At 60.1% G+C, this 25,085-nt stretch carries 22 protein-coding genes and 2 tRNA genes; 6 read left to right on the top strand and 18 right to left on the bottom strand.

Annotated elements, in window-relative coordinates:
- Nucleotides 1–23 precede the first annotated feature (23 nt).
- Both yajC and tgt read right to left on the bottom strand, forming a co-directional pair.
- On the bottom strand, nucleotides 24–377 hold the full coding sequence (yajC, locus tag MAMT_RS05565) for a preprotein translocase subunit YajC (RefSeq protein ID WP_246186549.1): 354 nt from the start codon (nucleotides 375–377) through the stop codon (nucleotides 24–26).
- Nucleotides 378–379: 2 nt separating this feature from the next.
- Nucleotides 380–1,624 carry a tRNA guanosine(34) transglycosylase Tgt gene (gene tgt / locus MAMT_RS05560; RefSeq protein WP_342799824.1) on the bottom strand — a complete coding sequence of 415 codons (1,245 nt, stop codon included), beginning with the start codon at nucleotides 1,622–1,624 and terminating at the stop codon, nucleotides 380–382.
- Nucleotides 1,625–1,714: 90 nt separating this feature from the next.
- Here tgt and MAMT_RS05555 point away from each other — a divergent pair, with 90 nt between their 5' ends.
- The 4 genes from MAMT_RS05555 to MAMT_RS05540 all read left to right on the top strand — a co-directional run bounded on the left by MAMT_RS05555 (nucleotide 1,715) and on the right by MAMT_RS05540 (nucleotide 7,477).
- The gene (locus MAMT_RS05555) at nucleotides 1,715–2,740 is read left to right on the top strand and encodes a galactose-1-phosphate uridylyltransferase (protein ID WP_142659993.1); all 1,026 of its coding nucleotides are present in this window, start codon (nucleotides 1,715–1,717) and stop codon (nucleotides 2,738–2,740) included.
- Between the two features lie 81 nt (nucleotides 2,741–2,821).
- Nucleotides 2,822–4,981 (top strand): glycoside hydrolase family 57 protein, encoded by a 2,160-nt coding sequence (locus MAMT_RS05550; protein ID WP_142659992.1) that lies wholly within the window; start codon nucleotides 2,822–2,824, stop codon nucleotides 4,979–4,981.
- 5 nt (nucleotides 4,982–4,986) lie between these two features.
- Nucleotides 4,987–7,005, top strand: a complete 2,019-nt coding sequence (locus MAMT_RS05545) for an alpha-amylase/4-alpha-glucanotransferase domain-containing protein (protein WP_178086933.1) — start codon at nucleotides 4,987–4,989, stop codon at nucleotides 7,003–7,005.
- A gap of 148 nt (nucleotides 7,006–7,153) precedes the next feature.
- Complete coding sequence (locus tag MAMT_RS05540; RefSeq protein ID WP_246186548.1) at nucleotides 7,154–7,477, top strand: hypothetical protein; 324 nt, start codon at nucleotides 7,154–7,156, stop codon at nucleotides 7,475–7,477.
- A gap of 536 nt (nucleotides 7,478–8,013) precedes the next feature.
- Here MAMT_RS05540 and MAMT_RS05530 read toward each other — a convergent pair.
- From MAMT_RS05530 to MAMT_RS05455, 16 genes are all read right to left on the bottom strand, one after another.
- Nucleotides 8,014–8,763: a cytochrome c oxidase subunit II gene (locus MAMT_RS05530; protein WP_246186547.1), complete on the bottom strand. Its 750-nt coding sequence runs from the start codon at nucleotides 8,761–8,763 to the stop codon at nucleotides 8,014–8,016.
- Nucleotides 8,764–9,083: 320 nt separating this feature from the next.
- Entirely contained in the window at nucleotides 9,084–9,380 is a 297-nt protein-coding gene (locus tag MAMT_RS05525; protein WP_246186546.1) for a hypothetical protein, read from the bottom strand.
- 8 nt (nucleotides 9,381–9,388) lie between these two features.
- Nucleotides 9,389–9,598, bottom strand: a complete 210-nt coding sequence (locus MAMT_RS05520) for a hypothetical protein (RefSeq protein ID WP_142659987.1) — start codon at nucleotides 9,596–9,598, stop codon at nucleotides 9,389–9,391.
- Between the two features lie 7 nt (nucleotides 9,599–9,605).
- Entirely contained in the window at nucleotides 9,606–9,917 is a 312-nt protein-coding gene (locus MAMT_RS05515) for a cytochrome C oxidase subunit IV family protein (RefSeq protein WP_142659986.1), read from the bottom strand.
- A gap of 27 nt (nucleotides 9,918–9,944) precedes the next feature.
- Nucleotides 9,945–10,745 carry a cytochrome c oxidase subunit 3 gene (locus MAMT_RS05510; protein ID WP_246186545.1) on the bottom strand — a complete coding sequence of 267 codons (801 nt, stop codon included), beginning with the start codon at nucleotides 10,743–10,745 and terminating at the stop codon, nucleotides 9,945–9,947.
- Nucleotides 10,746–10,763: 18 nt separating this feature from the next.
- Nucleotides 10,764–12,635 carry a cytochrome c oxidase subunit I gene (locus MAMT_RS05505; protein WP_178086938.1) on the bottom strand — a complete coding sequence of 624 codons (1,872 nt, stop codon included), beginning with the start codon at nucleotides 12,633–12,635 and terminating at the stop codon, nucleotides 10,764–10,766.
- A 269-nt stretch (nucleotides 12,636–12,904) separates the two neighbouring features.
- Nucleotides 12,905–13,552, bottom strand: a complete 648-nt coding sequence (locus tag MAMT_RS05500; RefSeq protein WP_142659984.1) for a c-type cytochrome — start codon at nucleotides 13,550–13,552, stop codon at nucleotides 12,905–12,907.
- On the bottom strand, nucleotides 13,549–14,142 hold the full coding sequence (locus MAMT_RS05495) for a cbb3-type cytochrome c oxidase subunit II (protein WP_142659983.1): 594 nt from the start codon (nucleotides 14,140–14,142) through the stop codon (nucleotides 13,549–13,551). Before MAMT_RS05495 ends, MAMT_RS05500 begins: the two co-directional genes overlap by 4 nt.
- Entirely contained in the window at nucleotides 14,139–15,596 is a 1,458-nt protein-coding gene (locus tag MAMT_RS05490) for a cbb3-type cytochrome c oxidase subunit I (protein ID WP_178086931.1), read from the bottom strand. The genes MAMT_RS05495 and MAMT_RS05490 overlap by 4 nt, the downstream gene beginning before the upstream one ends.
- Nucleotides 15,597–15,616: 20 nt before the next feature.
- Nucleotides 15,617–16,030, bottom strand: a complete 414-nt coding sequence (locus MAMT_RS05485) for a hypothetical protein (protein WP_142659981.1) — start codon at nucleotides 16,028–16,030, stop codon at nucleotides 15,617–15,619.
- Nucleotides 16,031–16,044: 14 nt separating this feature from the next.
- Nucleotides 16,045–17,253 (bottom strand): hypothetical protein, encoded by a 1,209-nt coding sequence (locus MAMT_RS05480; protein ID WP_142659980.1) that lies wholly within the window; start codon nucleotides 17,251–17,253, stop codon nucleotides 16,045–16,047.
- Between the two features lie 2 nt (nucleotides 17,254–17,255).
- Nucleotides 17,256–17,867: a c-type cytochrome gene (locus tag MAMT_RS05475; RefSeq protein ID WP_142659979.1), complete on the bottom strand. Its 612-nt coding sequence runs from the start codon at nucleotides 17,865–17,867 to the stop codon at nucleotides 17,256–17,258.
- Between the two features lie 13 nt (nucleotides 17,868–17,880).
- Nucleotides 17,881–19,893 carry a quinol:electron acceptor oxidoreductase subunit ActD gene (locus MAMT_RS05470; RefSeq protein WP_142659978.1) on the bottom strand — a complete coding sequence of 671 codons (2,013 nt, stop codon included), beginning with the start codon at nucleotides 19,891–19,893 and terminating at the stop codon, nucleotides 17,881–17,883.
- 26 nt (nucleotides 19,894–19,919) lie between these two features.
- Nucleotides 19,920–23,171 (bottom strand): 4Fe-4S dicluster domain-containing protein, encoded by a 3,252-nt coding sequence (locus MAMT_RS05465; RefSeq protein WP_142659977.1) that lies wholly within the window; start codon nucleotides 23,169–23,171, stop codon nucleotides 19,920–19,922.
- Between the two features lie 24 nt (nucleotides 23,172–23,195).
- Nucleotides 23,196–23,849 (bottom strand): cytochrome c3 family protein, encoded by a 654-nt coding sequence (locus MAMT_RS05460; RefSeq protein WP_142659976.1) that lies wholly within the window; start codon nucleotides 23,847–23,849, stop codon nucleotides 23,196–23,198.
- 186 nt (nucleotides 23,850–24,035) lie between these two features.
- Nucleotides 24,036–24,107: transfer RNA gene (locus MAMT_RS05455), tRNA-Met, on the bottom strand.
- A 180-nt stretch (nucleotides 24,108–24,287) separates the two neighbouring features.
- On the opposite strand from MAMT_RS05455, the gene MAMT_RS05450 reads away from it, so the two are divergent.
- Both MAMT_RS05450 and MAMT_RS05445 read left to right on the top strand, forming a co-directional pair.
- A tRNA-Pro gene (locus tag MAMT_RS05450) sits at nucleotides 24,288–24,361 on the top strand.
- A gap of 11 nt (nucleotides 24,362–24,372) precedes the next feature.
- Nucleotides 24,373–25,020, top strand: coding sequence for a purine nucleoside phosphorylase YfiH/LACC1 family protein (locus tag MAMT_RS05445; RefSeq protein ID WP_142659975.1), 648 nt, complete (start codon nucleotides 24,373–24,375; stop codon nucleotides 25,018–25,020).
- The last annotated feature ends 65 nt before the right edge of the window (nucleotides 25,021–25,085 follow it).

Raw genomic sequence — 25,085 nt, 5'->3', positions numbered from 1 at the left:
CTCTCTCCGCTTCCGTTGGCTTCCTACTTTGTTTCCGCTTCCGCCTTCGTGACCGCAGTCAGGTTCGTTTTGAGCACCTCGACCTTGACATTCTCCGCTACCCGGATCACCACCGTCTTCTCCTTCACGTTGGTCACCGTTCCCAACAACCCGCCGCTGGTGACCACATGATCACCCGTTTTTACGCCCGCAATGAGTCGCTCCTGCTCCTTCCGAGCTTTCTGTTGCGGCCGGATCAACAAAAAGTAGAACACCCCGAAGATCGCCGCCATTGTGACCAGAGACGAAAAAGCCGGGACCCCCTCCGCCGCCCCACCGCCCTGACCTGCCGCAGCGGCCGGTTGCGCCGCCACGATCCATAAAAGTGCTATGCCCATGGTCATCCTCCTTCTTCAAATTCCTCTCGACGTTTCCTCTTCTCTGCCAGGAATGCTTCCCAGCATCCTCTCTCCAGAGCCGTTCGCATTTCCTTCATCAGGCAGAGATAGAAATATAGGTTATGCAGCGTGAGCAGCATGAGGCCAAGAATTTCCTCCGATTTCAGCAGATGGCGCAAGTAGGCGCGGGAAAAATTCCGACAGGTGTAGCAGCCGCATTCCGAGGAGATCGGCGCCGGATCGAGACGAAACGACGAATTCCGGAGCGAAATTCGTCCCATTCCTGTGTAGGCGACCCCATGTCGCGCCAGCCTGGTTGGAAGGACGCAATCAAAGAGATCGACCCCGAGATTGACCATCTCGACCATCTGCCAAGGTTCGCCTACACCCATGACATAGCGAGGCCGTGCCGGGTCGAGATGCACCACCGTCTCCGCCACTGCGCGCAACCCCTCTTCGGGAGGCTCCCCCACGCTGACCCCCCCGATCGCAAAGCCATCGAATCCGATCGCTCCCAGTTCTTCCGCACAGAGTGCCCGGAGCCGGGCGTCTCCTCCGCCCTGGACGATGCCGAAAAGCCCTGCTTCCGGCGTAGGGAAAGAGGCATGGGAATCCTGAAGTCGCTCCCATGCCTCTTTCCCTCTAGCGGCCCAGAGCACCGTTCTTCGGACCGCCTGGTCGAGCTCGCTTGGGGATGCGGGCCAGGGCGGGCACTCGTCCAGACTCATGATCAGATCACTGCCGGCGATGAGCTGGAACTCGACCGCCAGTTCGGGAGACAGAAAGAGAGGACTCCCGTCCAGATGGGAACGAAAAACCACTCCGTGATCGTCGACCCTACGGAGGGAGGAGAGGCTGAAAACTTGATAGCCTCCGCTATCCGTGAGGATCGCCCCGGGCCAGCCAAGGAATCGATGCAGCCCGCCCAGATCGCGCAGCAGGTCGATTCCGGGACGGAGCAGAAGATGGTAGGTGTTGCAGAGAATCACCTGAGCACCCAGGTCGAGAAGATCGCGCGGAAAGACTCCTTTCACCGTCCCTCGCGTGCCCACGGGCATGAACGCCGGGGTGCGAACCAAGCCGTGGCCCGTGTTCAATTCTCCGACCCGGGCTTGATCCGCCGCCGAGCCTATCACGCGAAACTTCATCTCGATCTCGAGTCGGTTTCGATCGGGCGTCAGTGGGCTGCGAAGAAGGAAGTGATCATCTGCTCTGCTCTGCCGGCGATTTCGGTTGAGCGGGATCACTCTTTCTCATAGAAGAGAAGTCTCGCAACCTTTTTCAGCTCGCGGGACGACGCCGAGCTGCATGGAGAGGAAGCGTCCGATCATCGCGATATGCCGCAATTGCGCCGAGAACCGCTTTTCCCCAAACGATGGGTTGTCTTTGCGCCGGAGCGCAAGCAGCGTCCGATGGACTATCCTCCTCTGCCCGAGGCGCCGAACTCACTCTGTCCCTTCATGGCGGGCAACGAGAGCCTCACCCCCCACGAGGTCTTCGCCATTCGGCCAAAGGGAGGAGCCCCAAACTCTCCCGGATGGACGGTTCGCGTCGTCCCCAACCGTTTCCCGGCGCTTCGCATCGAGGGAGAGCTTTTCCCGGAAGGGGTCGGCATCTACGATCAGATCAATGGGATCGGCGCTCACGAAGTGATCATCGAGACGCCGGATCCGGATCAGGAGCTCGAGGATCAACCCCTAGGGGCCATCACCGACGTGCTTCGGGCCTATCGGGCTCGGATCATCGACTTGGTTCAAGACATCCGCTTCCGCTACATCTTCGTTTTCAAGAACGTCGGCATGCTCGCGGGAGCTTCCCTGCGCCACCCCCATTCTCAACTGATCGCACTCCCGATCGTTCCTCGCGCGGTCGAAGAGCAGATAGAGACCGCCCGCGCCCACTTCGAGCTCAAGGAGCGAAGTCTCTTCGCCGATGTCTTGCAGGCAGAGATAAGATCGGGGGATCGGCTGGTCTACGAAAACTCGGCGTTCGCCTCCTTTTGTCCTTGGGCTAGCCGCTTCGCTTTCGAAACATGGATCATGCCGAAGTTTCCCGCCGCCCACTTCCACACCCTCGACGATTATCACCTAGGCTTGCTTGCGGAGGCACTCCGCCACGTCCTTCGCCGAATCCGAAAAGGTCTCCAGAAGCCCGCCTATAACCTGATCCTTCAGACAGCACCCTTTCACCAGGCGCGGGTCCGGGAGTTGGTCCCCGCGGAAATGGAGTTTCGCTGGCATATCGAAATCCTTCCCCGGTTGGCGCAGGCCGCCGGGTTTGAATACGGCACGGGGTTCTACATCAACACCACCTTCCCTGAGGAGGCTGCGAGCTTCCTCCGTCGGGTTCGTGAGGAAACATAGGATGGGGCTTTTGCACTTCTCGCAAAGCAGCGGAAACCCATCCTGGGGCTTTCCCCAGGATGCGTCCAAAGGGGCGTCACCATGAATGTCGTTCTCCTCTGGCATATGCACCAGCCGGACTACGTCGATCGGCAGACCGGAAAGGCCCGCACGCCTTGGGTCCGTCTCCATGCGGTGCACAGCTATCTCGATATGATCGAGATGGTCGAGCGATTTCCCACGCTGAAGGTCGCGTTCAACTTCACCCCCGTCCTGCTCGAGCAGCTGGTCGAGATCGGGGCAGGCGAGGTGATCGACGACTGCGAAGCCTGGAGCCGCATCCGGGCTGAGAACCTCGGTCAGGGGGAGAAAGAAAAGATCCTCGAGCACTTCTTCCGTGCCAATTTCGATACCCTCATCCGTCCTCTGCCGCGCTTTTGGGACCTCTTGAATCAACGCGGCCGCATGGTCGACTTTCAGAACCTGGCGGAAGTGACCAACCTCTTCTCCGCCCAAGACTATCGCGATCTGCAGACTCTCTACAATTTGGCCTGGTGCGGCTTTGCGGCTTACCAGGCCTACCCCTTGCTCCGGGAACTGCGCGCACAGGGGCGGGACTTCACCGAAGACCAGAAGAGCCAACTGCTCGATCTCCACCGGGAGATCGTCCGGACGGTGCTCTCCCGTTACCGGGCGGCGATCGAACGAGGTCAGGTCGAGATCACGACCTCTCCCTATTGCCATCCGATCCTGCCGCTGCTCCTGGACACCAATCTTGCCCGTCGGTCGATGCCTCACGTCAATCTTCCTCCCCAATTCTGCGCTCCGGAAGACGTGCGGAGCCATCTGGTCCTCGCCCAGAAAAGGATGCGGGAGGTTTTCGGAGCACCGGCCCGAGGGCTCTGGCCCTCGGAAGGGTCCGTCGCTCCCGAACTCATTCCCTTCTTTCGCGAGGCGGGTTTTGATTATTTCTTCACGGACGAGGCGATTCTTTTCCGAAGCTTGGAACTGGATCCGCGCTGGCGCGGCAGGGGCGTCGATCACATGGTTCTCTTCCAAGGATGGACGGTGAGTTGGGGAGGGACCACCGTGGACGCCCTGTTCCGCGAAAGGCCTCTTTCGGATTTCGTCGGCTTTCGAGCCTCGCAGAATCCCCCGGATCAAGCGGCCAATTTTCTCCTCCACCATTTCGAGAATATCTGCCAGGTGGCGTCCTCCGAAGAGGCGGCCGTCTTGATCGCCCTGGATGGCGAAAACGCCTGGGAGGCCTTTCCGGACGGAGGAGAACGTTTTCTCTCTTCCCTCTACCAAGGTCTCACGACCCACAGCCGCCTTCGGACCTCGCGGCCGGGCGACTACTTCGACGCCTACCGTCCGAAAGTCGAACTGGGCGCACTGCATACGGGCTCCTGGATCAACGCCGATTTTGACATCTGGATCGGCGATCCCGAGGAAAACCGTGCCTGGGAATGGTTAGGACGAACCCGCCAGTTCTTGCGCCGGATCGGAGAAGACCGGTCGCTACCCGCGGAAAAGACGGCGGCGGCGATGCGCTCCCTCTACGCGGCCGAGGGAAGCGACTGGTTCTGGTGGTACGGGCCCGATTTCTCGACCGACTCCGATCTCCTCTTCGACGAGATCTTTCGCACACATCTGCGGAACGTCTATCTGGCACTTGGATTTTCTCCTCCTCCCTATCTCGACTTCCCGATCTGCGCCCCCACGGTTCCCACGCCCTATGCGATTCCGCGCCTCTACATTCACCCGCAGCTTACGGGCCGATTGGACAACTTCTTCGATTGGGTGGGAGCCGGTACCGTGGACGCCCTTGTCCAACAGACGGCCATGTTTCAACCGAACCGGTTGGGCCAGAAGCTCTATTTCGGCTTTGACGAAGAACACTTCTATCTGCGGATCGACTTTGTCGGCGCCCCGGAGGAAATCGAGGTGGAGTTCCTCTCCCCACAGATCCGTCGCGTGACGGCGTCCGTTCTGCCGAACGGCTCGTGGAAGGTCCGCACCGAACATTCCGAAGATGCGGTTCTCTTCTCCGTCGCCGACGAACGGGGCGCAGCCGCCTGGGAGGACTTCTTTGTCCTGATGGTGCCGGTCGCAGCGCTCGGATGGAAGGAGAAGGATCCGGTCAGCTTTTTCGTTCGCCTGCTGCGCGAAAAGCTCGTTCTGGAACGATATCCGGAGCGGGGAACGATCGACTTCCGTTTTCCGTCCCGGGATTTCGAAGCTCGTCAATGGTTCGTCTAGACTCCATGCAGTTGGTTTGGGTTGTCCACTTTCATCAACCTTTGGGCAACTTTCCGGAAACCTACTGCCGCTTCCTGGAACGTGTCTGTCGCCCTTTTCTAGCTGCCTTGGAACGCCATCCGCGCATTCGCATGGGGCTCCACTTTTCGGGCGGATTCTTTTCCTATCTGGAACACGAGGAGCCCGGACTCCTGGAGCAGATCCGCCGGATCGTAGCCCGCAGTCAGGTGGAGCTATTGGGCGGCGGCTTCTACGAACCCATCTTAAGCATGATTCCTCGGGAAGACGCCCTGGCGCAGCTCCGGAAAACCGTCGTCTGGATCCAGGAGCATTTTGGCGTGACCCCGCGCGGCGCCTGGCTGCCCGAATCGGTCTGGGAACCGTACTTTCCGGCTCTCCTGGCGGAAGGAGGCTACGACTACGTACTGCTGGAAGACAATCTGCTGGAACGAGCGGGCATAGAGCGAGCCGCGCTCTGCCATCCCTTTTTGACCAGCCACCTGTCTTCTACCATTTCCCTCCTGCCGATCTCTTCCCGCCTTTCGGCGGAGATCCCTTTCCGTCCGCTCCGGGACATTCATGCCTCCCTCGTTCAGCTCTGGCACCGGCCGGAGCCGCAGATGTTGATTCTGGCGCAGCGTGCGGAGGCTTATGGCTTTTGGCCTTCCACCTTCCATCGATTTTATGAGGAAGCGGTTCTCGAAGAGTGGCTGACCTACCTGGAGAGCCAGTCAGAGCGGCTTACCATGCCCCTGCCGGCCGAAACCACGGTCGGGCGCTGGCCCCGCGTTTTTTTGCCATCCGGTGCGCGGACCGACCTGGAGGGATATGCGCTTCCTACAACCGCATGCCGTTCCTACTTTGCTGTCCGGGAAGACCTATCGCACCGCTTCGATGCGGATCGCTTTTTCCGCTTTCTCCATGGCGGAGCTTGGCAGGAGTTTCTCGAAAAGTATTCCGAGGCGAACTGGATGCACAGCAAGATGCTCTCGCTCACCCGACGACTCCATGGGATCGCGAATGCAGACTCCCTGACCTGTCGGGATCGCCTGCTCGCAGCCCAGGAACATACTCCTTATTGGCACGCGCTCAGTGGCGGCCTTTTTGCCAACTACTTGCGGGATGCCGTCTATCGTTTGCTCCTCCAAGCCGAAGAGGAGATCGATCGGATCACTCCTCCTCCGGCGACCGAGATGACGGATCTCGATGGGGATCGCGAGCCGGAAGTCGTCCTGCGCACCCAAATCTGCCGCGCGATCGTGGATCCGGATTACGGCGGCTCTCTTGTAGAGATGGCCTTTCTGCCGTCGCATTACAATGTCTCCAACACCTTGCGGCGGCATTCCCAGGTCTATCCCGACCTTCCTCCCGGAGAGCTGGTCGAGGACTGGCATCGTCGTCATCTCTTCCAGGAACACTTCGTCCCGGGCGGAACGTCCCTCTCCCAATTCGAGAAGGAGTCCTACATCGAGCACGGAGACTTCGTAAACCTGCCGTATCGCATTGTTTCGCTTGCGGAGGACGGGGGCGTGCGGCGACTACTCCTCGAACGGGAGGGAGGGATCTATCTCGACCAGGAACGAAGAGCACTCCGCTGCCAAAAGCTCTTCGAGCTCGAGGAGCCCGATGCCCTTCGGATTCGATACACGATCAGCAACGAGAGCGAACTCCCGCTCGAACTCCTCTTTCTCTGTGAAGCAAACTACAGCTTTCTCGCCCCCGAGGGGAACCGATTTGTCTCCGTCGAGGGGGAGCAGCTTCCCTGCGGCCTCCTTTTTGAAAAATCCGGGATCCAGTCTTGGGACCTGGTCGACGAAATCCGTTTCTTGCGTTGGTCCTGGACGCTGCCCGAGGGGCCCTGCACGCTCTGGCATCACCCAGTCTATACCATCGGCTATGCCAACGGAGAGTTTGAGCACAATTATCAGGGTGCGGCTCTCGGAATCGTCTGGCCCCTGCACCTTGCTTCGCAGGAAAGGCAAGTGTTTACGATTTTCACCCGATTTCAACATCTCCAAGGTTGATCTCCGTGAGGCTTCTCTCTACTCTCCTGCGCAAGGGATGAAAAAGATCTTTCTGGTTTCGTTAAGCTTCAGTTTCTTTGTCCTCGGTTGTGCATCTCCGTCAAAGAAAGTAAAGAGCGGTGAGGCCGCAGGCGCCAGTTCGGGCTCGATGCCCCAGCCGGCCAACCAGCCGGAATCGGCTGCTGCGAATCAACCGGCCGGCACTTCTCCCTCTTCTTCCACGCCGTCGGGCGCCCCCGCGAGTCAGACACCGGCAACCGGCCAGTACAAGCCGTGGGGCCAAGAAGGTCAGTCTTCCGGGGGACCGTCCACCGCGGCCACAAGGTATCCCAAGGGCGTTGCCGTCGACGGGAAACCGGGTTACGTAAAAAGCCCCTACGCACCTGAAGCGGGGCTCGTCGATGTTCGCGGCTTCCCGCCGGGAACGGAGGTGCGTTGCCCTTACACGGGCAAGATCTTCGTCGTACCGTAAGTCCGCGGGCTCCCCACCCTTCCGGGCTCTACTTGCTCCATGGAAGGAGCGCATCGCTGACCCAGCATGCTGGTAAACAGCCATCCTGCCCCTTCCCCCCCCAGGCAGTGCCGCTGGAAGCCCTCACCCTCGCTGCCGAGGAGCGACATCCGCAACTAGCCGCCATTTGTCGCAAATGTCGTAGCCGAGGCGCCGCAAATGGGCTTGGATGCAAGGCGCGGCGCAGGTTTTCCACCGGAGTGGTATGACGACATACTGCAAGGATGGAAAACCAAGCCCAACGAAGCAGACAAACCCATTGTGCAAGCCGCAGGAGAAAGCTTGTGAGAAATGGCGGCCAGCCTTCCTGTCTCACCACAAGGCCACGTACTCGAGGCGCGGGGCGGATGGCCATGGATGCAAGAAGGGGCGCAGGTTTTCCCCCGGAGTGGTATGACGACATCCCACGAACGAGGACCAAACACCCAAGTCTTCTCAACGAAGCAGACGACTCCCCTTCGTAAGCCGTAGGAGAACGCTTCTGAGACAGGCAGACGTTACTGCCGCGCGATGACCTTCTCGCCGGTCGGTGGTGCGACCTGCGAAAGCTGACTCATATCCTTGAGCCAAGCCTCGTAGTCGCTCTGGGTATCGACAACGAGAAATCCTTTCATCGCAAAATGGCCGACCCCGCAAAGTTGGCCGCAGGCGATTTCGAAACGGCCCGTGTGCGTCGGCGTGAACCAGACCGGAATGGTCAGGCCGGGAACTGCGTCACGCTGAATGCGCATCTGAATGACGTAGTAATTATGAACGACGTCCCGGGACCCCAGATAAATTAAGACGGGTTTGCCGACGGGCACGTGCATCTCGTTCATCGTGATGATGTCATCCTTGGAAGCCGGGTCGGTCTTGTCGAGGCCGATCGGATTCATCCCGTCCGCCAAGCGCATGTCACGGCGGCCCAACCTGCCATCCGGTCCCGGGTAGTGGAAGATCCAGCCGAATTGCTGCGCGACCGCTTCCAGCGTCACGGCTTCTCCCGGGCCAGGAGGATCAAGCACCCGGTTTCCCCAAAGCGGCACCGAAAACCCGAAGAGGAGCACCATTTCCACAAAAACGATGCTCCACTCCAAATGCTTGGGCCAATCCGCCTTGAGCCCCTCGTAGCTGGCCTTCGGGCTCTTGTCCGCCCGGAACCGATAGAGGGCATAGACGAAAAAGCTGAACCAGATCGCGAAAAGAATGAGCGAGAACCAGAGGATCGCTTCCATGAATTCATCAATCTGCCGCCCATGCTGGGACATGCAGCGTGAAATTCCCGTAAGCTCAAGAAGAAGTGCGAACACGATCTAACCCTCCCGATTGATGTTTTGACCGATTAGCCCGAATAAAAAAACGAATGAAGGCACCGAACACAATCCCCAACAATACCAGCATCAGCACCACGGCCGGCAAGATCCCCCGGGTTGCCGCAGACTTGGGCACTCCGCAAACGGCGCACGCCCAACTCTCGACAGGGACTGAACAGGCAAGCCCGATGAGCAAAACCCGCACATTGCCCCAGCGATTCATCTGCCGTTTCCTCCGATCCTCATTCCCTCGCCGTCGAATGATGGGCAATGCCCTATCGATATCGCGCCTCTCCAGCCGCATCCACTTCTTCCCCATTCGCCTCTTCCAGAAACTCCGCGTAAGCTGGCGGAGGCTTCCGAGACCGCCGATAGAGCGTCCTGATCAGCAGTACCACGCTTCCCAGTGGGATCAAGACGATCGCCACCAGCGCCCAGGCCGCGGCGTCTCCGGGCTCGTGACCCACCGCAGGGATATTCAGCGAGGACCCAAAGAAGGCATCCCCGATCGCGACGAACCCAAGTGCCCCGAGGAAGAGGAGACCTCCGCCCACGGACAGCAACTTGCTCATTCGCGATTTCATTCCACAAGTCCCATCCGCCGGGTCTTTCGCAGGAACCAAGCCCCGTAAACGACTACCAACAACGCGGCCGCAAAAGAGCCCGCGCCTAACCAGAGAAGCAGTCCTCCTTGATGACTGTAGTAACCTTTCAGCGACCAGGCTCCCAGTCCAAGAAAAAGGCAGGTGACGATGCTTACGAAGAGGAGGTGAAACTGCCGAAGCGACATATTTGATCTACTTTACAGGGGTGACGGAGTTGAGCTGATCCGCATAGCAGCAGACGAATATGACAAGTAACGCCACCACCGAAGCAATCGCAAGGGCCATGAGGTGATGCACGGTCTTCTTTTCCGAAAAAAAGTGCATCAGGATCCCCAGAGCGAGGATCGCCTGCGCTCCGGCAACCAGCAACCCCACCCCGATGTTTCCTCCGCCGAGCGGGAGGTAGGAGGCGGCAACATTGATTACGGCGAGCAGCAGGAGCAAGCCGAACACCTTGACATAAGCGGGAACCTGCTTCCTGGGATCATGGATTTCTTCGCTCATTGCTTGTCTCCGTTAAAAACAATCGTCCTACAAAAGATAGAGGGTGGGGAAGAGAAAGATCCAGACCAAGTCGACGAAGTGCCAGAAGAGCCCGGCGACCTCGACACGATTGGCCAAATGCTCAGGGTTGGTCCGGTAGAGCTTTGCCCCCGGCCCCCAGAAGAAGCCGAGCACCAACAGTCCCCCGATAATATGGAGGCCGTGAAGCCCCGTCATCGTAAAGTAGGTCGCGAGGTAGGTGCTATACCGCGGCGTGAAATTCGACCACCACTGGATATCGCTCTTCGGGATCTCGAGCACCTTTTCCTCGCCCGCAGCCGGGCGGCCGAAGATCGACCGGAGTTGATAACCAAAGCTGCCAGCGTCTTCCGCATCCGGCAGGATCCGAAGCGTCGAGCTCTTCATCGCTTCGGCGGGAGTCATTTCCAGATGCCCCGTGATCTCCTGCCCATTGTTAAGGATCACCCCGTAATGATGGAACTTGTCCTTGTACTCCATCGACTTGATCCCCAGGAAGACGACGCCGCAAACCAGGGTCGCTGCAAGCCAGCGCCGATAGCTCTGAAACTGCCGCATCTTCAGTGCAGTCCAGGCCATCACCATCGTAATGCTGGAGGTGATCAGCACGAAGGTGTTGAAGAGCCCCATGGGCACGTTCAGCAGGTGGTGCGGCCAATGGGTCGCCCCCATCCGGAGGAAGATGTAGGCTGAGAAGAAGCCACCAAAGAGCATGACCTCCGAGGCCAAGAAGAGCCAGATGCCGATCTTCGCGTTATATGAGCCCGTATCCGGCCGTGCGGTAACGGTATAGGGAATTTCCAATTCCATCTCTTGCTTCCTTTTTCGTTATACGGAGGAAAGTTTCGGTTCCGCGACTCTGCTTTCTTCCTGCTCCCACTGTGGCAGAAAGTCACGAGCGGCTCCGGGAGCGCTATACTCATAGGGACCACGATAGACCGCGACGGGATGGAGGAAATTCCCATGTCCCGGAGGCGTCGGGGTGGCCCACTCGAGGGTGGTCGCTTGCCACGGATTGTCGGAAGTCACCTTCTTCCCGCGCCAGATGCTCCAGAAGAAGTTGATGATAAATGGGATCTGTCCGAGCGCAAGAATCCAGGCCGAGACGGACATTACCTGGTTGAGCCAGAGCACAGGCTGCGCCATCTGCCAGCCGGCCCCGCCATCGTACCAGCGGCGATGTACTCCGTTGAACCCTTGGATCAGCATCGGGAAAAAGACCCCGTTGAAGAAGATGATGGTCATCCAGAAGTGCACCTTTCCCCAAAAGTCGTTCATCATCCGCCCGGTTGCCTTGGGGAACCAGTAGTAGAGCCCGGCAAAAAGCCCCATGATCGAAGCCGGCGCCATCATGTAGTGGAAGTGGCCGATCACGTAGTAGGTGTCGTGGAGCACCATGTCCGAAGGCGTCCACCCGAGCGGCAGGCCGGTCAATCCGCCGATTCCGAACATCGGCAGCCAAGCAAGGGCAAAGAGCATGGGGGTTGGGAGCCGGATCGATCCACCCCAAAGGGAAAGGAGAAGAACGGTTCCCAAAAGAACCGACGGCATCGAAATCACGGTCGTGAAGATCTGAAAGAAGGTGGTAATGCTCTGCCCCATGCCCGTCATGTACATGTGATGAGCCCAAACGACCATGGAGAGGAAACCGATCGACAGCAGGGAATAGACGAAAATCTTGTAGCTCCACAAGGGCTTCCGCGTGTTGTTCGCGAACACCTCCCCCACGATTCCCATGGTGGGCAGAATCTGCACATAGACCTCGGGATGGCCGAGGAACCAGAAAAGATGCTGCCAGAGCAGGGCCGAGCCGCCCCCGCTCGCCGGCCAGTGGCGGCCTCCGATGATAAGGCCGTCGGGCGAAAAGAAGCTGGTTCCGAATAGCCGGTCCATCAGCTGCATGATCGCCGCCGATTCGAGCGGCGGAAACGCCAGGAGCAAGAGAAAAGCCGTGACCAGCTCGGACCAGACGAAGACGGGCAGCCGCATCCATTGCAGGCCGGGGGCACGCAGCTGAATGATCGTGGCAATGATATTGATCGAGCCGAGGAGCGATCCAGTAATGTTGAAGGCCATGCCGATCAGCCAGAGAGTCTGCCCGTTGAGAATCGGTTCGAAGCCCATTCCCGTGTCGGCGATATCGGCCAGGGGCGGATAGGAGGTCCAACCCGACTTCGCCGCTCCTCCGGGAACCAGAAAGCTCCCGAGCATGATCACGACACCCACGAAGAAGCTCCAAAAGCTCGCCATGTTGAGGCGAGGAAAAGCCATGTCTGGGGCACCGAGCTGCAAGGGGACGACGAAGTTGCCGAAGCCGGCGAAGAGTGCCGGAACGATCGCCATGAAGATCATCATCGTTCCGTGGATGGCTCCGAAGGAGTTGTAGAGATTCGGGGTCATCACGCCGCCTGGGGCCAGGTTGGCGCCGAACACCGCAGTCAAGAGCGGACCGATGACCGGCACGGGCTTGCCCGGGAACGAGAGCTGCCAGCGCATCACCACCATCAGCCCGAAACCGAAGAGGGCAACGAGCAGAGAGGTGATCATGTACTGGATGCCGATCACCTTGTGGTCGGTGGAAAAGACGTAATGTCTCCACCACGATAGCTCAATCTGGTGTTCGTGATGGCCGGCTCCGTGCGCGGCCGTTCCGCTCCCGCCGCCGTGCGGCCCTCCCGTCGCAACCCCCTGCTCGTTCATTTCCTGCGGCACTCCCGTTTCTTCCTTCATGGCTTTTAGAACGCTAAATTCTATCGTCGCTTCCTTATATTACAACTGAATCGTTTCCGCGCACGCTGACAAGATTTTTCTACTCCGCTTGTCCTAACAAGTTCGCACACAAGCTTCTCCAATGCCTGGCGCCTTTCCATCGGCTCAGACGGCTTTGGGAGGATTCTTGCCTAGGGGTTCGCCCGAGGGTACGTGCTTCCCCCAGAGGAAACAGGCCAGGCGGACGTGCCTTTTTCGTTCTATTTTGCTTCTTTCCCCGCACTCTTGCCGAGTGTCTCTACCTCCTCGACCTTCCAGGGCGCCGCATGGTTTGCCGTCTCCGCTCGGACCGACTTCACCTGGTCTTCTTCGACGGCGGAACCGTGATTGCCCCACGACTGACGCAGAAAGGTCAGGACCGCCGCGATCTTGGCATCGTTGAGCACCGTCTTCCAAGCCGGCATCATCCCGTTGTATTCCGCTCCCGCAACCCGAACGGGTCCCTGTAAGCCGCCAAGGACCATTGCCGCCAGCACCCGCGGATCCCCATTGACCCAGTCCGAGCCGGCGACCGGAGGAAACTGGCCGCTCATCCCCTGACCGGTGGGCTGATGGCAGGCGGCGCAGTTCGCTTGGTAGACGTCCTGGCCAACTTGGATCGGATTGACCGCCGCAGGCTTTTGCGCCGGCCCGCCCGCGAGCACAGCGCTGGTCGCAGTCGGCCGGGGAAGACCGGCAAGATACCCGCTTGCGTCATAGACGTCCCAGCGCAAGCCCCCGCTATACCGGAGGAAAAAGCCCCCCGCAAAGAGCACGATGACGGTCGAAAACACTAGAAAGAAACAGGGGAGGCGTTCTTTCGAAGAGATCTCCTGGCCCCTTCTCTCGGGCTGATCTTCGCAATTCATGGCGTCTTGCCCGTCTCCCCGGGCGGCACTCTTTTAAGGGATAGCAGATAGGCCACCAGGGCCCGAGCCTCCGGTCCGGGCACGACCTGGAACCCTGGCCGGGGCGCATCTCGGCCGGAGAGGGGAAGAGAGTCGGGCAGCGGGGTTCCCAACAGCGGGACGCGCGCGAAAAGGTATCGGTAGGACGGCATGACCGTGCCTGGATAAATGACCCGAGGATCGTACAAAAAGCGATAGTACCAGCGGGGATCGGTGCGGCGCTCTCCCACGTCGGAAAGATCGGGCCCTAGACGAAGCACCCCCAAGGGGATGACATGCTCCTCTCGATAATCCGACGGCAGCGTCCGACGCGCCCCCCAACCCCGGGCAATATCAGAACCTAGATTCGGCGGCCGAACAACCTGCGTGTGACAGGAGGCGCATCCGTTGGCCGCGTAGACCTCGCCGCCAAGGGCCGCACGTCCGAAGGGTGCTCCATCGGCCGACGCGCCGGCAGGCCCGAGCTTTCGCAGAGGCAGCCAGGCGAGCAGCAGCCATCCCACCCCTGTCGCCAGGAGGATGCCCAGAAGAACTCGTTTCTGCTCCGTCACGGCGTGCGAACTCCTTCGATATCGGCGTGCGCAAGTGCCGTTTCTTCGTCCCCACGGCGGCTCGAACCGCTTTCCAGGATCAGCCAAAGGAGATGCAACCCGAAAACCGCGTGACCGGCTAACAAGGCCGTCGCCGGCGCTGCTGCGCTGCGCAGAAAGGGGAGCAGCAAGACGATGACGTCATGAACGGGGAGGTCGGGCTCGTCGAGCCCCACGCCCTGAAAGAGTCCGCCGACGGCCAGCAGGCCCACCAGAAAACTGATTCCATAGCTGCTGAGCCAGAAGTGGACCTTCGACAAGGTCGGCGACGGCCAGGGACGACCCAGCAGCTGCGGCAAGAGGGCGTAGAGCAGAGAAAAGAAAGTCATACCCAAAAAGCCGTACAGGAAGAGAACGAGCTGAGCCTCTTCCAGAACGGTGTAGTGCACATATCGGCTCCAAGCCGGCAGGACGAGCAGCGCCCCCAGTCCCGCAGCGACCAAAAAAGAGCTCATGCCGAACCGGAGGAAATGCCAACTCGGATCCCATTCTCTCTTCTCCGCCGGCAGCCTGCGGGCCGCGACCCAAAATCCCACCCCGACCGCAACGGCTGCCACCCAGAGCAGAAAGCGAGAGGAGACGCCCAAAGAAACCATCCAGAGAGGGAAAGGCCCGCCCACCAGATGCGCCGTCCCGGCAAGATTGGCAAAGAGAGCCCAAGTCCAAAAGGCTAAGCGGCCGAGTCCGGAAAAAGCGAGAGGGCGACCCAGAGAGGAGGGAGCAAGGAGATAGACGATGCCGAGCGCGAATGCCCCTAAGCCCGCATAGAGCAGACCGTCGTTGAACCACCATTCGAGCGAACCCATGGCCACCCCGCGCACCGCCGGATCGTGCAGCATGAGCGCCGCAGCGCCTCCCGCCCACGGAATCCAGACCAACCCCAGAAGGAGAAAACGCAACGCGAGCGACGCTTCCTCCCATCGGCTCACGAGAGCAGCGACCAACCAACCCGCCGACAAAAGGTAGCCTAACCCCAGGGACGGGAGGGAGAAGGTCGGCAATCCAAGCCAGGAGAGAGATCGGCTCTCCCCAGCGAGTACTCCGGTGATTCCGCCCCACAATCCCACGTTCCAAAGGAAGGAAGAGGCAAGGCACCATCGCCGCCCGAGAAGCGGAAGCCGCCCTCCCTTCGTGACGGCCCAGAGAGCCGCGCTCAGTCCCACCGGAATGCCGAATCCGTAGACAAAGCTCAGGAAAGCGGCCGGGCTGATCCTTCCGAAGGTGAGCCAACCCCACGTACCCAGGAAGCGAGGATCGACGAGCTTGAGACTGCCGAGCAGAGCCAGGATGGTCGCCACCGAGAGCCAAACGGCTGCCGGCCCAAGAAGCCATAGGAAAGGAGCCCGCAGCGACGGGTCAACTTCGCCGGAGGACACCTTCACCGGGGTCTCCTTGGATTCCAAAGTTTCTGCCATGGTTGCCGTTCTCCTCTCGTTCATGGTTTCGGCGCGGAGGGAGGGGGGGGCTGCCGCAGCAGCGCGCCAGGAAGAAGGACCGCCGATGGGCCGACCGGCTTGCTTTTCAGTTTCTCCTCTTCCAACTCCATCGCTCGCTCGATGGGAAGCGCTATGACCCCTTTGTCGCGGTCGATCCACCGGTAACTGCCGAGTGCTTCGCGATCCGCCTTTCGCAAGGCTTCCAGCCGGGTGACCCTCTCGGCCAGTCCCAGTTTGGCAGCCTCTTCCTCCGCCTGCGCCAGACTCCGGGTGAGGAAGGAGACACCCATCGACGGCAAGACCAGAAGAAGCAGGACCCACACGAACGTCGTCGCGCTCGGAGCGACTCCCGTTCCCGCGCTGGGTCGATCTTCCTTCGCTGCGGTTCGGGCGTAATCCTTTTCGATCGGCATCCCCAATCCTCCTCCTAGCTGATCACCTCCACCGATTCCTGCAAGCGCGGGTCATGTAAAGGATAGAGCTCGCACGAGAGGAGCCGTCGCAGGAATGCACCCGCCATGAGACATCCCATTCCGGCCCACACTGCGATCTCGAGCCATCCGATGGCAACCGCCTTTTCGAAAACTCCCGGAAGAATCAGCCAGTAGAGCTCGACTGCCTGCATCCAGAGAACCCAACCGGCGGCCAGAGCGAGGGTCCGCGGGTTGCGCTTGGTCCATTGCGGCAGCAGAAGCAGAAACGGCACGAAGAAACGGCCGAGAACCAGTCCGATCGCCAACCAGTTCCAGCTTCCGAAGTTGCGCCGAATGAAGAAATAGGTCTCCTCAGGGACGTTGGCATACCAGATGAGCATATACTGACTGAAGGCGAAGTAGGCCCAGAGGGCGGTGAAGGCGAATAGAAGCTTGCCCATGAGATGGAGATGCTCCTCGTTCACCTGCGGAAGGTGATGCCTTTCCCGCAGCCAGAGGATGATGAGAATCCAGAGAGCAAGGCTTGCTCCCGCCGCCGCCACGAGGACGAAGCCGCCCCAGAGCGTCGAGCTCCACCGGAAGTCGAGACCCATCAGCCAGTCGATCGCGGCAAAGGTCATGCAAGCGCCGTAGACCACAAGCAGCCCGTAGGAAAACTTTTGCATCCGGACCGTGCGCCACGGGTCCCGGTCGCTGTCCTGGAGTCGTGAACTATTCCAAAAAAAGCGCGCCGCAAGGATCCAAAAGGCAAAATAGAAGATCGCTCGGATACCGAAAAACGGGAGATTCAGATACGCGGATTTCGCAAGAAGGGCCGGATCATGGGCAAGGGCCGGGCTCGTCCACTCGTAGAGATGGTGGCCCCGGAATGCGTCCCAAAGGATCGGCAGGAAGAAGAGGGCGACCCATGGAAAGAGACTGGCGAGGTTTTCCGCTTGCCGGCGGACGACGACTCCCCATCCCGCATTGGTCACGTAGTGCAGCAGCACCCAGAAGAGGGCGCCGGAGCAGAGGCTAAAGAAGAAAAAGAAGGAAAAGAGCCAGCTATGAAAGAATTCCTTCGGGTGCCACCAGGCCCCGGCAAAGGAGCCGGCGAGAAACAGAATGCCCACTCCTTGAAGGAGAACGGCGAGCCTTTTCCACTTTCCTGCCGGAAGCGGAACGGCCTCGCGCACCTCTGACGCAGGTTCGGTGTGACCCATCGCTATTTCCCTTCGAGCTGCTGCCGCTCCGCAATCGGCACGTCCGCAAGCGTCGCACTCTGACTGAGCTGCAAAGCGCGGATGTAGGCGACGATGGCCCAGCGTTCCTCAACGCTCAGATTGGCGCCATACCCGAGCATCAGTCCTTGTCCGTGAGTGATCACGTAGAAGATCTGGCCATCCGGCATCTGCCGGGCATGCTCGGCATGATAATTGGGCACTCCGACAAGGCCATATTGGGTCGCAATGCCGTTTCCGGATCCCGTCGCTCCGTGACAAGCGGTGCAAAAGATTCCGAAACGCTCTTTCCCGGATCTCAGGGTTTCCGCGGTCAGGGCAATGGGAATGCCCTCGCCCCAGTGGTCCCCGATCATTCCGGTGTTCCGATAGGGATCGTCCACGGCATCGCCCCTCGACACCGTTCCGGAGACAGGGTAACGGCTGGCCCGTTGATCCGGAAAGAAGAAGCTGGAAGCCTGCTCCTTCACTTTTGCCTGTCGGACCATGTCGGGAAAGATCTCGATGGGGTTTCTCGTCGTCATGGTGCCGCGGAATCCCGTCACGCTGACGATCGCAAAAACAAGGCAAGCGAGCAGCAAAAGGAAGGTACGCATGATTCCCGGACGCCTATCGAGGAATAAAGGTGAGCCGTCTTCCGCCCAAGCTCTCCAGGAATTTGCGACTCTCTGCGGGAGAGAACGCAGGATCCCTGGCTTCGATGACGAGGAATAGACCGTCGTCGGTTGCCCGCCGCGAGAGTTCTCCCCAGTTCCAGACCGGATGATGCGGCCGCGGGAGCCGGGCGAGAAAAACCACGGCCAGAAAGCCGCTGAAGGCCGCGAAGAGGATGGTGAGCTCCAGCAGCACAGGGACAAAAGCGGGAAGGCTGAAGTACGGCTTGCCCTGAACGACGGTCGCGTAGAAGAGGCCCTGCAGCTGACCTGTGGTGAGGCTCTGGAGAAGCTGGGGCCTTGGGATCGAGGTGGCCGTCACCATAGCGATCCCGATGAACAGACCGAGCAGACCTCCCATCAGCACGAAGAAGGAGACGCGAGACTTGGAAAGCCGCATGGCCCGTTCCATGCCGTGAATGGGATAGGGAGCGTAGGCATCCCACCAGACGTATCCTTTCTTTCTCGTCTCTTCGCTCGCCCTCCGTAACTCCTCTTCCGAAGAAAATTCGGCACCCAAGCCGTAGATCTCCTTGCCCGGCGGAAACCCGTACTCTTGCGCCGCCACTTCCAGAGTTCGCTGCCTCTTCGGCTTCGCCAGCAGCGTCTTGATCTCGGCGACCGAGATGGAGGGCAAGACGCGCAGAAAGAGCAGGAACAGGAAAAAGAAGAGCCCGACGCTGCCGAAGAAGAGACCCCAATCCACCCAGGTTGGCAGATAGTGGCGCCAAGAGGCGGGCAGGAAATCCCGCTCAAGACTGACGACGATGATCGAGTACCGCTCAAACCACATGCCCACGTTGATGAGCACCGAGCTCGTCCAGAGAATCCACGGATGGGACCGGCAAAAGCGGAACCAGAAGATTTGGGGCAGGATCACGTTGAACCCGAACATGGCGAAGTAGGTGGACCGGTCCGGGCCCGTGATCCGATTCCAGAAAGTGTACCGCTCATAGGGGTTGGCCCCGTACCACGCCATGAAGAGCTCGATCAAATAGGAATAGCCGACGAGCGATCCGGTCGCCAAGAGCACCTTTGCCATGTTGTCCAGGTGCTTCCCCGTAATCATATCTTTTAGGCCAGGATAGGCCGCGCGCAACGGGACCATGAGCGTGACGATCATCGCAAAGCCGCTGAAGATGGCCCCCGTAATGAAATCCGGCGGAAAGATGGTCGTATGCCATCCCGGCAATACGGTCGTCGCGAAATCGGTCGAGACCACAGAGGCCACGGAGATCACGAGCACGCTGACCACGCCGGCGATGCAGAGATACCCCGCTTCGTAATGACGCCAAGCGCGAAGGGAACCCGTCCATCCCCAGCAGAGAACATGATAGAGCCGCTTCTTCCAAAGTTTGGTTGCCCGATCCCGAAGGGAGGCGATGTCCGGCAGCAGACCGAAATACCAGAATAGGCAAGAGACGGTAAAATAGGTTCCCACGGCAAACTCGTCCCAGAGCAGCGGAGCGCGAAAATTCTGCCAGATCGCATACGACTCCGGTACGGGCACCATGTACCAGAACATCCATTGCCGACCGATGTGAAAGAGCGGAAAGACCGCTGCACAAAGGACCGCGAAGATCGTCATCGCCTCGGCTGCCCGATTCACGGAGTTGCGCCACCGTTGGCGCGTGAAGAGCAAGATCGCCGAGATCAAGGTGCCGGCATGACCGATCTCGATCCAAAAGACGAAATTGAGAATTGCAACCCCCCAAAAGACGGGGCTCTGCAGTCCCCAGACCCCCAAGCCCGTACTGATGAAGTAGACCACGACCAGGGGAACCGCGGCCGCCAGGAGACCAAAAGCCCCCGCCGCCACCCACCACCAGAGCGGCGCCGGCTTTTCCACGACCGCGCAGACCGTATCGTTCACCCACGAGGCTTCTCTCTGGTTCAAGACGAGCTCCGGACGCGCCAAGAGCGCCCGTCCGCTCTCTGCCTTTTCGACGGTTTTCTCTGCGATCGGCATCCTAATTCCTTCTTTTGTCCTTCTACTCAGCCCGCATGCGGGCCCTTGCGCTGCGCTTCGCCCGACTCTCCCGACTCGTGGCGCGCTTCCCCTGTTACGAGAGCAGGATTCGGGTTGCGAACACGCGCCAGATAGGAGACCCGTGGACGAACATTGAGATATTCCAACACCCGGTAGGCGCGCGAGTCCGCCTTCCAGCGAGAAACTCGGCTTTCCGGATCGGCCAGATCCCCAAAAACGATTGCTCCCGCGGGACAAGCCTCCTGGCAAGCGGTCCGCACGCCATCCCGAGGGATGGGCTGTGGCACGCTGTCACGAGCCCGCACCAGGGTGGCGATCTTCGCTTCTTCCACGCGTTGCACGCAAAAGGTGCACTTTTCCATGACCCCGCGCATCCGAACGGTGACGTTCGGATTTCTCTGCATCTGGATCGTCAGCGGACTCCCAAGATCCCCAAACGGCCCTAGATAGAGATTCCCCACCGACCAGGGTCCGATCTTCTTGGTCTTCAAAACGTCTCGCTTGTTGTAATCAAAGAAATTGAAGCGACGCACCTTGTAGGGGCAGTTCGCGGCGCATGCCCGCGTCCCGATGCAGCGGTTGTAGGCCATTACGTTCAAGCCTTCATCGCTGTGCACGGTGGCGTTCACAGGACAGACGGTTTCGCAAGGAGCATTCTCACACTGCTGACAGAGCATCGGCTCGGGAGTCACCCGTAGGTCCGCTTCAGAGCCGGAGTAATAGCGATCGATACGAATCCACTGCATGATCCGTCCACGGCGCACCTGCCCTTTGCCGACGATCGGAACGCTGTTCTCACTCTGGCAGGCGATGACGCAGGCATTGCAGCCGACACAGCTTCCCAGATCGATGACCATCCCCCATTGGTAAGCGCCCTTACTGACTCCGTCCGTGTACGCGGGCCCGGACTGTTTGGCACCGTATGGGTTGGGATAAATCGAGACTTCCGGCACCGACCGCGCTTCTTCGTCCTCTCTCTTGGCAAAATCCGGCACCGCCCGGTACTCCGCGAGGTTCCCCTCCCGCACCAGGCCACGGTCGCCCGGATCTCCATGAAGTTGGGACTGCGCGATCGGATAACTCTTTCCGGTGCTGCTTACTGAAACCCCGGCGGCGAAATGCCGGGTTTTCAGAGAACGAACCGAGTAGGCGTTGAAGCCGTGGCCTTGCGCCACTCGTCCACCGAAGGATCGCCCATATCCCAAGGAGATCGAAAGCGCGTTCTCCGCATGACCGGGAACCACGATCGCCGCAGCTTCCAACCGCCGTCCGTCCACCTCCACGATCACCAGCTCCGCCTGCCGAGAATCTCCCCCGCCGGGCTGCAGTCCGAGCCTGCGAGCCGTCCCGGGCCCAAGAAGGAGCGCGTTGTCCCAAGTCAGCTTCGTGATGAAGTCCGGTAGCTCTTGCAGCCAGCCGTTGTTAGCATAGCGTCCATCCCCGATCTTCGGGCAGGGATAGAAGGAGAGATCGAGCCGGTCCGTTGCCGGACTGGACACAAGCCCTTTCAGAACCACCTGCTGCGCCCGATCCCAGTTCGGCTCCGAGGAGAGGGGACTGGGGCTGCTTCCCGGCCAGAAGCCATCGTGCAGGCATCGCCGCCAGGCCTCCGCCCGGTCCTTCTCCTCAACACGGCAAATCACGCCAAAGTTCTCTTGCACCCGTCTTGCGACCGCGGGCAGCGGCAACAAGGGCGGTCCTCCCGCCAGCGGCGGCTGCGCAAGCTGCATGGGGCTCGCCTCTTCCGGAAGGGCCAGGGCATCGGCTTCCCCGCACAGAGACGCGAAGACATCGAGCTCCGAGAGAGAGCCAAAAAGAGGAAAAATCATCGGCTGTGCGCTCAGATAGGTGCCGTCGGGAGCGAGCGCATCCCCCCAACTCTCCAGATAGTGAGCCAGGGGAGCATGCCAGTGGCTGACCAGTGCCGTCTCATCCGCCAACAATCCGAAATGAATCACCTCCGGCACGCTCCGCTGGAGCCGGAGCCAATCCAGCTCCACGGGTGCCGTATAGACGGGATTGGCTCCGAGAATGATAAGCGACCGGACATTCTCCTTGCGGATCTCTTCTGCGACCGACTCGATCGACCGTGCCTCGTCCTCCAGGGCGGGAATCAGGTCGAGAGCCGATCGCTTTTCGAACGCGGTGTTGATGGCCAGGACGAGCAGGTGAACAGGTAACGGATATTCCCGACCCACCACCACCAGGGGCCGCTTGGCTCCCGCCAAGTCCCGGGCTGCTTCTCTCGCCCACTTTCGAACCGGCTCACCCCAGGCGTCGCCCGCCGCCCGGCCAAACGGCTCCAGTTGGGATAGGCCCGTCGCTCCCAACTCCCGAGCGATCAGCGCGAGGACGGCGGGCTGATCCCCTGCCTTCAGAGCGAGTCGATGATCCGCGATCGCTCCTGTGGAAGTCAGCCGATCCTCCAGGACATAGATCCGGCTCATCTCGTCGCCGGGATTCTGCAGCCTGCGGCGTGCCGCGATGCCGTTCACGGCCCAAGGCCCTTCCGCGTCTGCCGAGGCGAAGTCGCACCCCACCGAAAGGATCACGTCCGCTTCCGCCCAGCGGGGAAGAAGAGTCAACCGCTTGTCGAAAAGCGACTGGGTGGCCGCGAAACGGTCTCCGTTTCCCACGGGGTCATAGGAACAGAGGAGCGCTTCCGGGAAGCACCGCTGAAATTCCGCCCGCAGCGAGGAGATGGTCGGAGAAACGGTCGGTTCAACCAAGACGGCGAGCCCGGCTCCCTTCCTTTCGCGCCAGGCAGCGCTTTCTTTGCTGAAAACGTCTACAAACCGCTCGCGGGTCGTGGGATAGGCGTTGTGCTGAAAGCCTGCCGCCCGATCCGGATCGTAGAGATCCAGGATCGAAGCTTGCATCTGCGGGGTCAGTCCCGCGTCGGAGAAGAGCCGGTTTGCCTGAAGATGCGTGGGCCGGCCCTCGTAGGTCGTCACAAAAAGCGGAACGCCCCCATAGGGAGCGGGGGCGACCGTCGCATAAAGCAGCGGCTTCCCGGGCACCACCCACTCGGGACTGGCCGTATACGGGACCAGATGGCCCTCCGGACGTCGACAGCCGGCCAAGCCGACTCCGCCAAGGGCGAAAGAAGCCCCCATGAGCCGGAGAAAGGTCCGGCGGTTGATCGGATCCCAGGCGAAATCCTGCGGCGGCTCGGTTGCATCGAGCTGAGATGCTCCCGTACCGGGAGGGAAGGCATCGCCCTTGTGCGCGCTCGGCCTGATTTTCCTCACATCCATCCGTTCCCCTTTTTCTTCGACCTGCTACCGGTGACAAGCCGAGCAGTTCTCCGACGGCTTGATTTTCTCCTGCTCGACCAGATGTATCCCCATCTCGATCTGCTGCTGCCCGGTCGGCGGTGTCCAAGCCAGATCAAATACCTTGTCCTCAGGGCGAAGGAAGTATTCCGGATTTCGATGACAATCCAGACACCAGCTCATGCTCAGGGGCGTCTTGTGATAAACCGTCCTCATCAAGTTCACCTCCCCATGGCAACTGAAGCAGCTCACGCTGCGGTTCACATGGGCGGAGTGGTCGAAATAGACGTAATCCGGCAGTTGATAGATCCGAGCCCATCGCACGGGCTCCCCACTCTCCCAGCTCTCCCGCAACTCGGCCAGCTTCGGACTGTCGGCTTTGACCATCCGGTGACAAGCCATGCAGGTCTGGGTCGTCGGGATGTTGGAAAAGCCGCTCTTTTCCACAAAGCTGTGACAGAAGCGGCAATCGAGTCCAAGACCGGTTACATGCAGGGAGTGATCGAAGGGGATCGGCTGCTTCGGCATGTAGCCCACCCGCGTGTACTTCGGAGTAAAGTAATACGCGATTCCGGCGACCGTCAGAACGCCGATGATGAGAATTCCGACGACGATCTTCGGTGGAAGCTCATTGGCCGCTTTCCCGAAGAGATTCGCCATTCTTTAACCTTATATCCCCGCGGTTCTACAAGGAAGCAACCCTCCCATCCGGTTCTCACCCGTTGCGAGAGGTCTCCTCTCCTAATAAAAGACCGGCTAACACAGCCCCTCCGAGCCAACAAGCCTTTTGGCGCGAAGGACGAACAAAACTGCGAATGCAGCCGTTGTCACCTTCCGCCCTTCCTCTGGCAGGGGAGAGAATCGAACTCTCGACCAAGGGCTTATGAAACCCCTGCTCTGCCGCTGAGCTACCCTGCCCTGGCAAATGTTTCCCCTGCTGCCGGTTTTCCGCAACGACCGCGGCTCTCTGCCGGCAGAGCCAAGCTCCTGCTATTCTTTTTAGAGCACGGGGAAGGTCAACATAAATTCTGGGACGATCCTCCGCGGAGAAAGAACTTTGCCTTTGCTGGAATCCCTCTACACTCTTTCCTAGCTCGGCGGGCTGTGGCGCAGTCTGGTAGCGCGCTTGGTTCGGGACCAAGAGGTCCAGGGTTCAAATCCCTGCAGCCCGAGCGGTTCACTCATGGTGCTCTTGGCAAGGCAATCATCCGCCTCGTTCGAACTCGATTCCGAGTCGTGGCAATTTTTCCCCGCCCTTACCGCGGCCGGACTTCCTCACGCCTTCTCCCTGCGGACGTGCGGCATCGACCGCCCTCCCCCTGTTCGCGAGCTGGGGCTTGACCCCGACCGCCTCGTCGGAGCCGAGCAGACCCACGGCAATGGGATCGCTTTCGTCGAAAGACCCACGCCTCTCTTCTACCCGAGCGTGGATGGTCTGCTCACGGCATGCCGAGACGTCGCTCTTAAAATTCGCGTGGCGGATTGTGCCGCTGTCTACCTCTTCGATCCGGAGATTCCTGCCGTCGGAATCGTGCATTCCGGACGCAACGGAAGTGAAGCGCAAATTGTCAAGAAGGCCATTGAGAGCTTCCGGAGCCGTTGGGGCTCGCCGCCCGAGCGCCTGATCGTCCAGGTCAGCCCGTGCATCCGTCCTCCCCACTATGAAGTCGACTTTGTGCAGCAGATTCGGGAACAGGCCTTAGGAATGGGAGTTCGCGATTTCTTTGACTGCGGCATTTGCACCGCATGCCATCTTGATCGCTATTTTTCCTTTCGGGCGGAGAAGGGAGTCACGGGGAGAATGTGGGCGGTCGCCATGCTTCCCGCTTGAGACCGACGGTGGCCTTCCCACTGGGAGATCGTAGCGGGATTTGAACCGGACGTGTCGGTCGGCCT

The sequence above is a fragment of the Methylacidimicrobium tartarophylax genome (assembly GCF_902143375.2).
Classification (GTDB): domain Bacteria; phylum Verrucomicrobiota; class Verrucomicrobiia; order Methylacidiphilales; family Methylacidiphilaceae; genus Methylacidimicrobium; species Methylacidimicrobium tartarophylax.
This window is presented reverse-complemented; position numbering and strand designations above follow the sequence as displayed.

Coding starts and splice junctions, on each gene's coding strand:
- MAMT_RS05555 (WP_142659993.1), top strand. CDS start 1,715: ATGCCGCAATTGCGCCGAGAACCGCTTTTCCCCAAACGATGGGTTGTC.
- MAMT_RS05525 (WP_246186546.1), bottom strand. CDS start 9,380: ATGAGCAAGTTGCTGTCCGTGGGCGGAGGTCTCCTCTTCCTCGGGGCA.
- MAMT_RS05460 (WP_142659976.1), bottom strand. CDS start 23,849: ATGGCGAATCTCTTCGGGAAAGCGGCCAATGAGCTTCCACCGAAGATC.
- MAMT_RS05515 (WP_142659986.1), bottom strand. CDS start 9,917: ATGAGCGAAGAAATCCATGATCCCAGGAAGCAGGTTCCCGCTTATGTC.
- MAMT_RS05465 (WP_142659977.1), bottom strand. CDS start 23,171: ATGGATGTGAGGAAAATCAGGCCGAGCGCGCACAAGGGCGATGCCTTC.
- MAMT_RS05500 (WP_142659984.1), bottom strand. CDS start 13,552: ATGAATTGCGAAGATCAGCCCGAGAGAAGGGGCCAGGAGATCTCTTCG.
- MAMT_RS05510 (WP_246186545.1), bottom strand. CDS start 10,745: ATGGAATTGGAAATTCCCTATACCGTTACCGCACGGCCGGATACGGGC.
- MAMT_RS05520 (WP_142659987.1), bottom strand. CDS start 9,598: ATGTCGCTTCGGCAGTTTCACCTCCTCTTCGTAAGCATCGTCACCTGC.
- MAMT_RS05485 (WP_142659981.1), bottom strand. CDS start 16,030: ATGCCGATCGAAAAGGATTACGCCCGAACCGCAGCGAAGGAAGATCGA.
- MAMT_RS05530 (WP_246186547.1), bottom strand. CDS start 8,763: ATGTCCCAGCATGGGCGGCAGATTGATGAATTCATGGAAGCGATCCTC.
- MAMT_RS05550 (WP_142659992.1), top strand. CDS start 2,822: ATGAATGTCGTTCTCCTCTGGCATATGCACCAGCCGGACTACGTCGAT.
- MAMT_RS05470 (WP_142659978.1), bottom strand. CDS start 19,893: ATGCCGATCGCAGAGAAAACCGTCGAAAAGGCAGAGAGCGGACGGGCG.
- MAMT_RS05480 (WP_142659980.1), bottom strand. CDS start 17,253: ATGGGTCACACCGAACCTGCGTCAGAGGTGCGCGAGGCCGTTCCGCTT.
- MAMT_RS05490 (WP_178086931.1), bottom strand. CDS start 15,596: ATGGCAGAAACTTTGGAATCCAAGGAGACCCCGGTGAAGGTGTCCTCC.
- MAMT_RS05540 (WP_246186548.1), top strand. CDS start 7,154: ATGCCCCAGCCGGCCAACCAGCCGGAATCGGCTGCTGCGAATCAACCG.
- MAMT_RS05445 (WP_142659975.1), top strand. CDS start 24,373: ATGGTGCTCTTGGCAAGGCAATCATCCGCCTCGTTCGAACTCGATTCC.
- MAMT_RS05475 (WP_142659979.1), bottom strand. CDS start 17,867: ATGCGTACCTTCCTTTTGCTGCTCGCTTGCCTTGTTTTTGCGATCGTC.
- MAMT_RS05505 (WP_178086938.1), bottom strand. CDS start 12,635: ATGAACGAGCAGGGGGTTGCGACGGGAGGGCCGCACGGCGGCGGGAGC.
- yajC (WP_246186549.1), bottom strand. CDS start 377: ATGGGCATAGCACTTTTATGGATCGTGGCGGCGCAACCGGCCGCTGCG.
- MAMT_RS05545 (WP_178086933.1), top strand. CDS start 4,987: ATGCAGTTGGTTTGGGTTGTCCACTTTCATCAACCTTTGGGCAACTTT.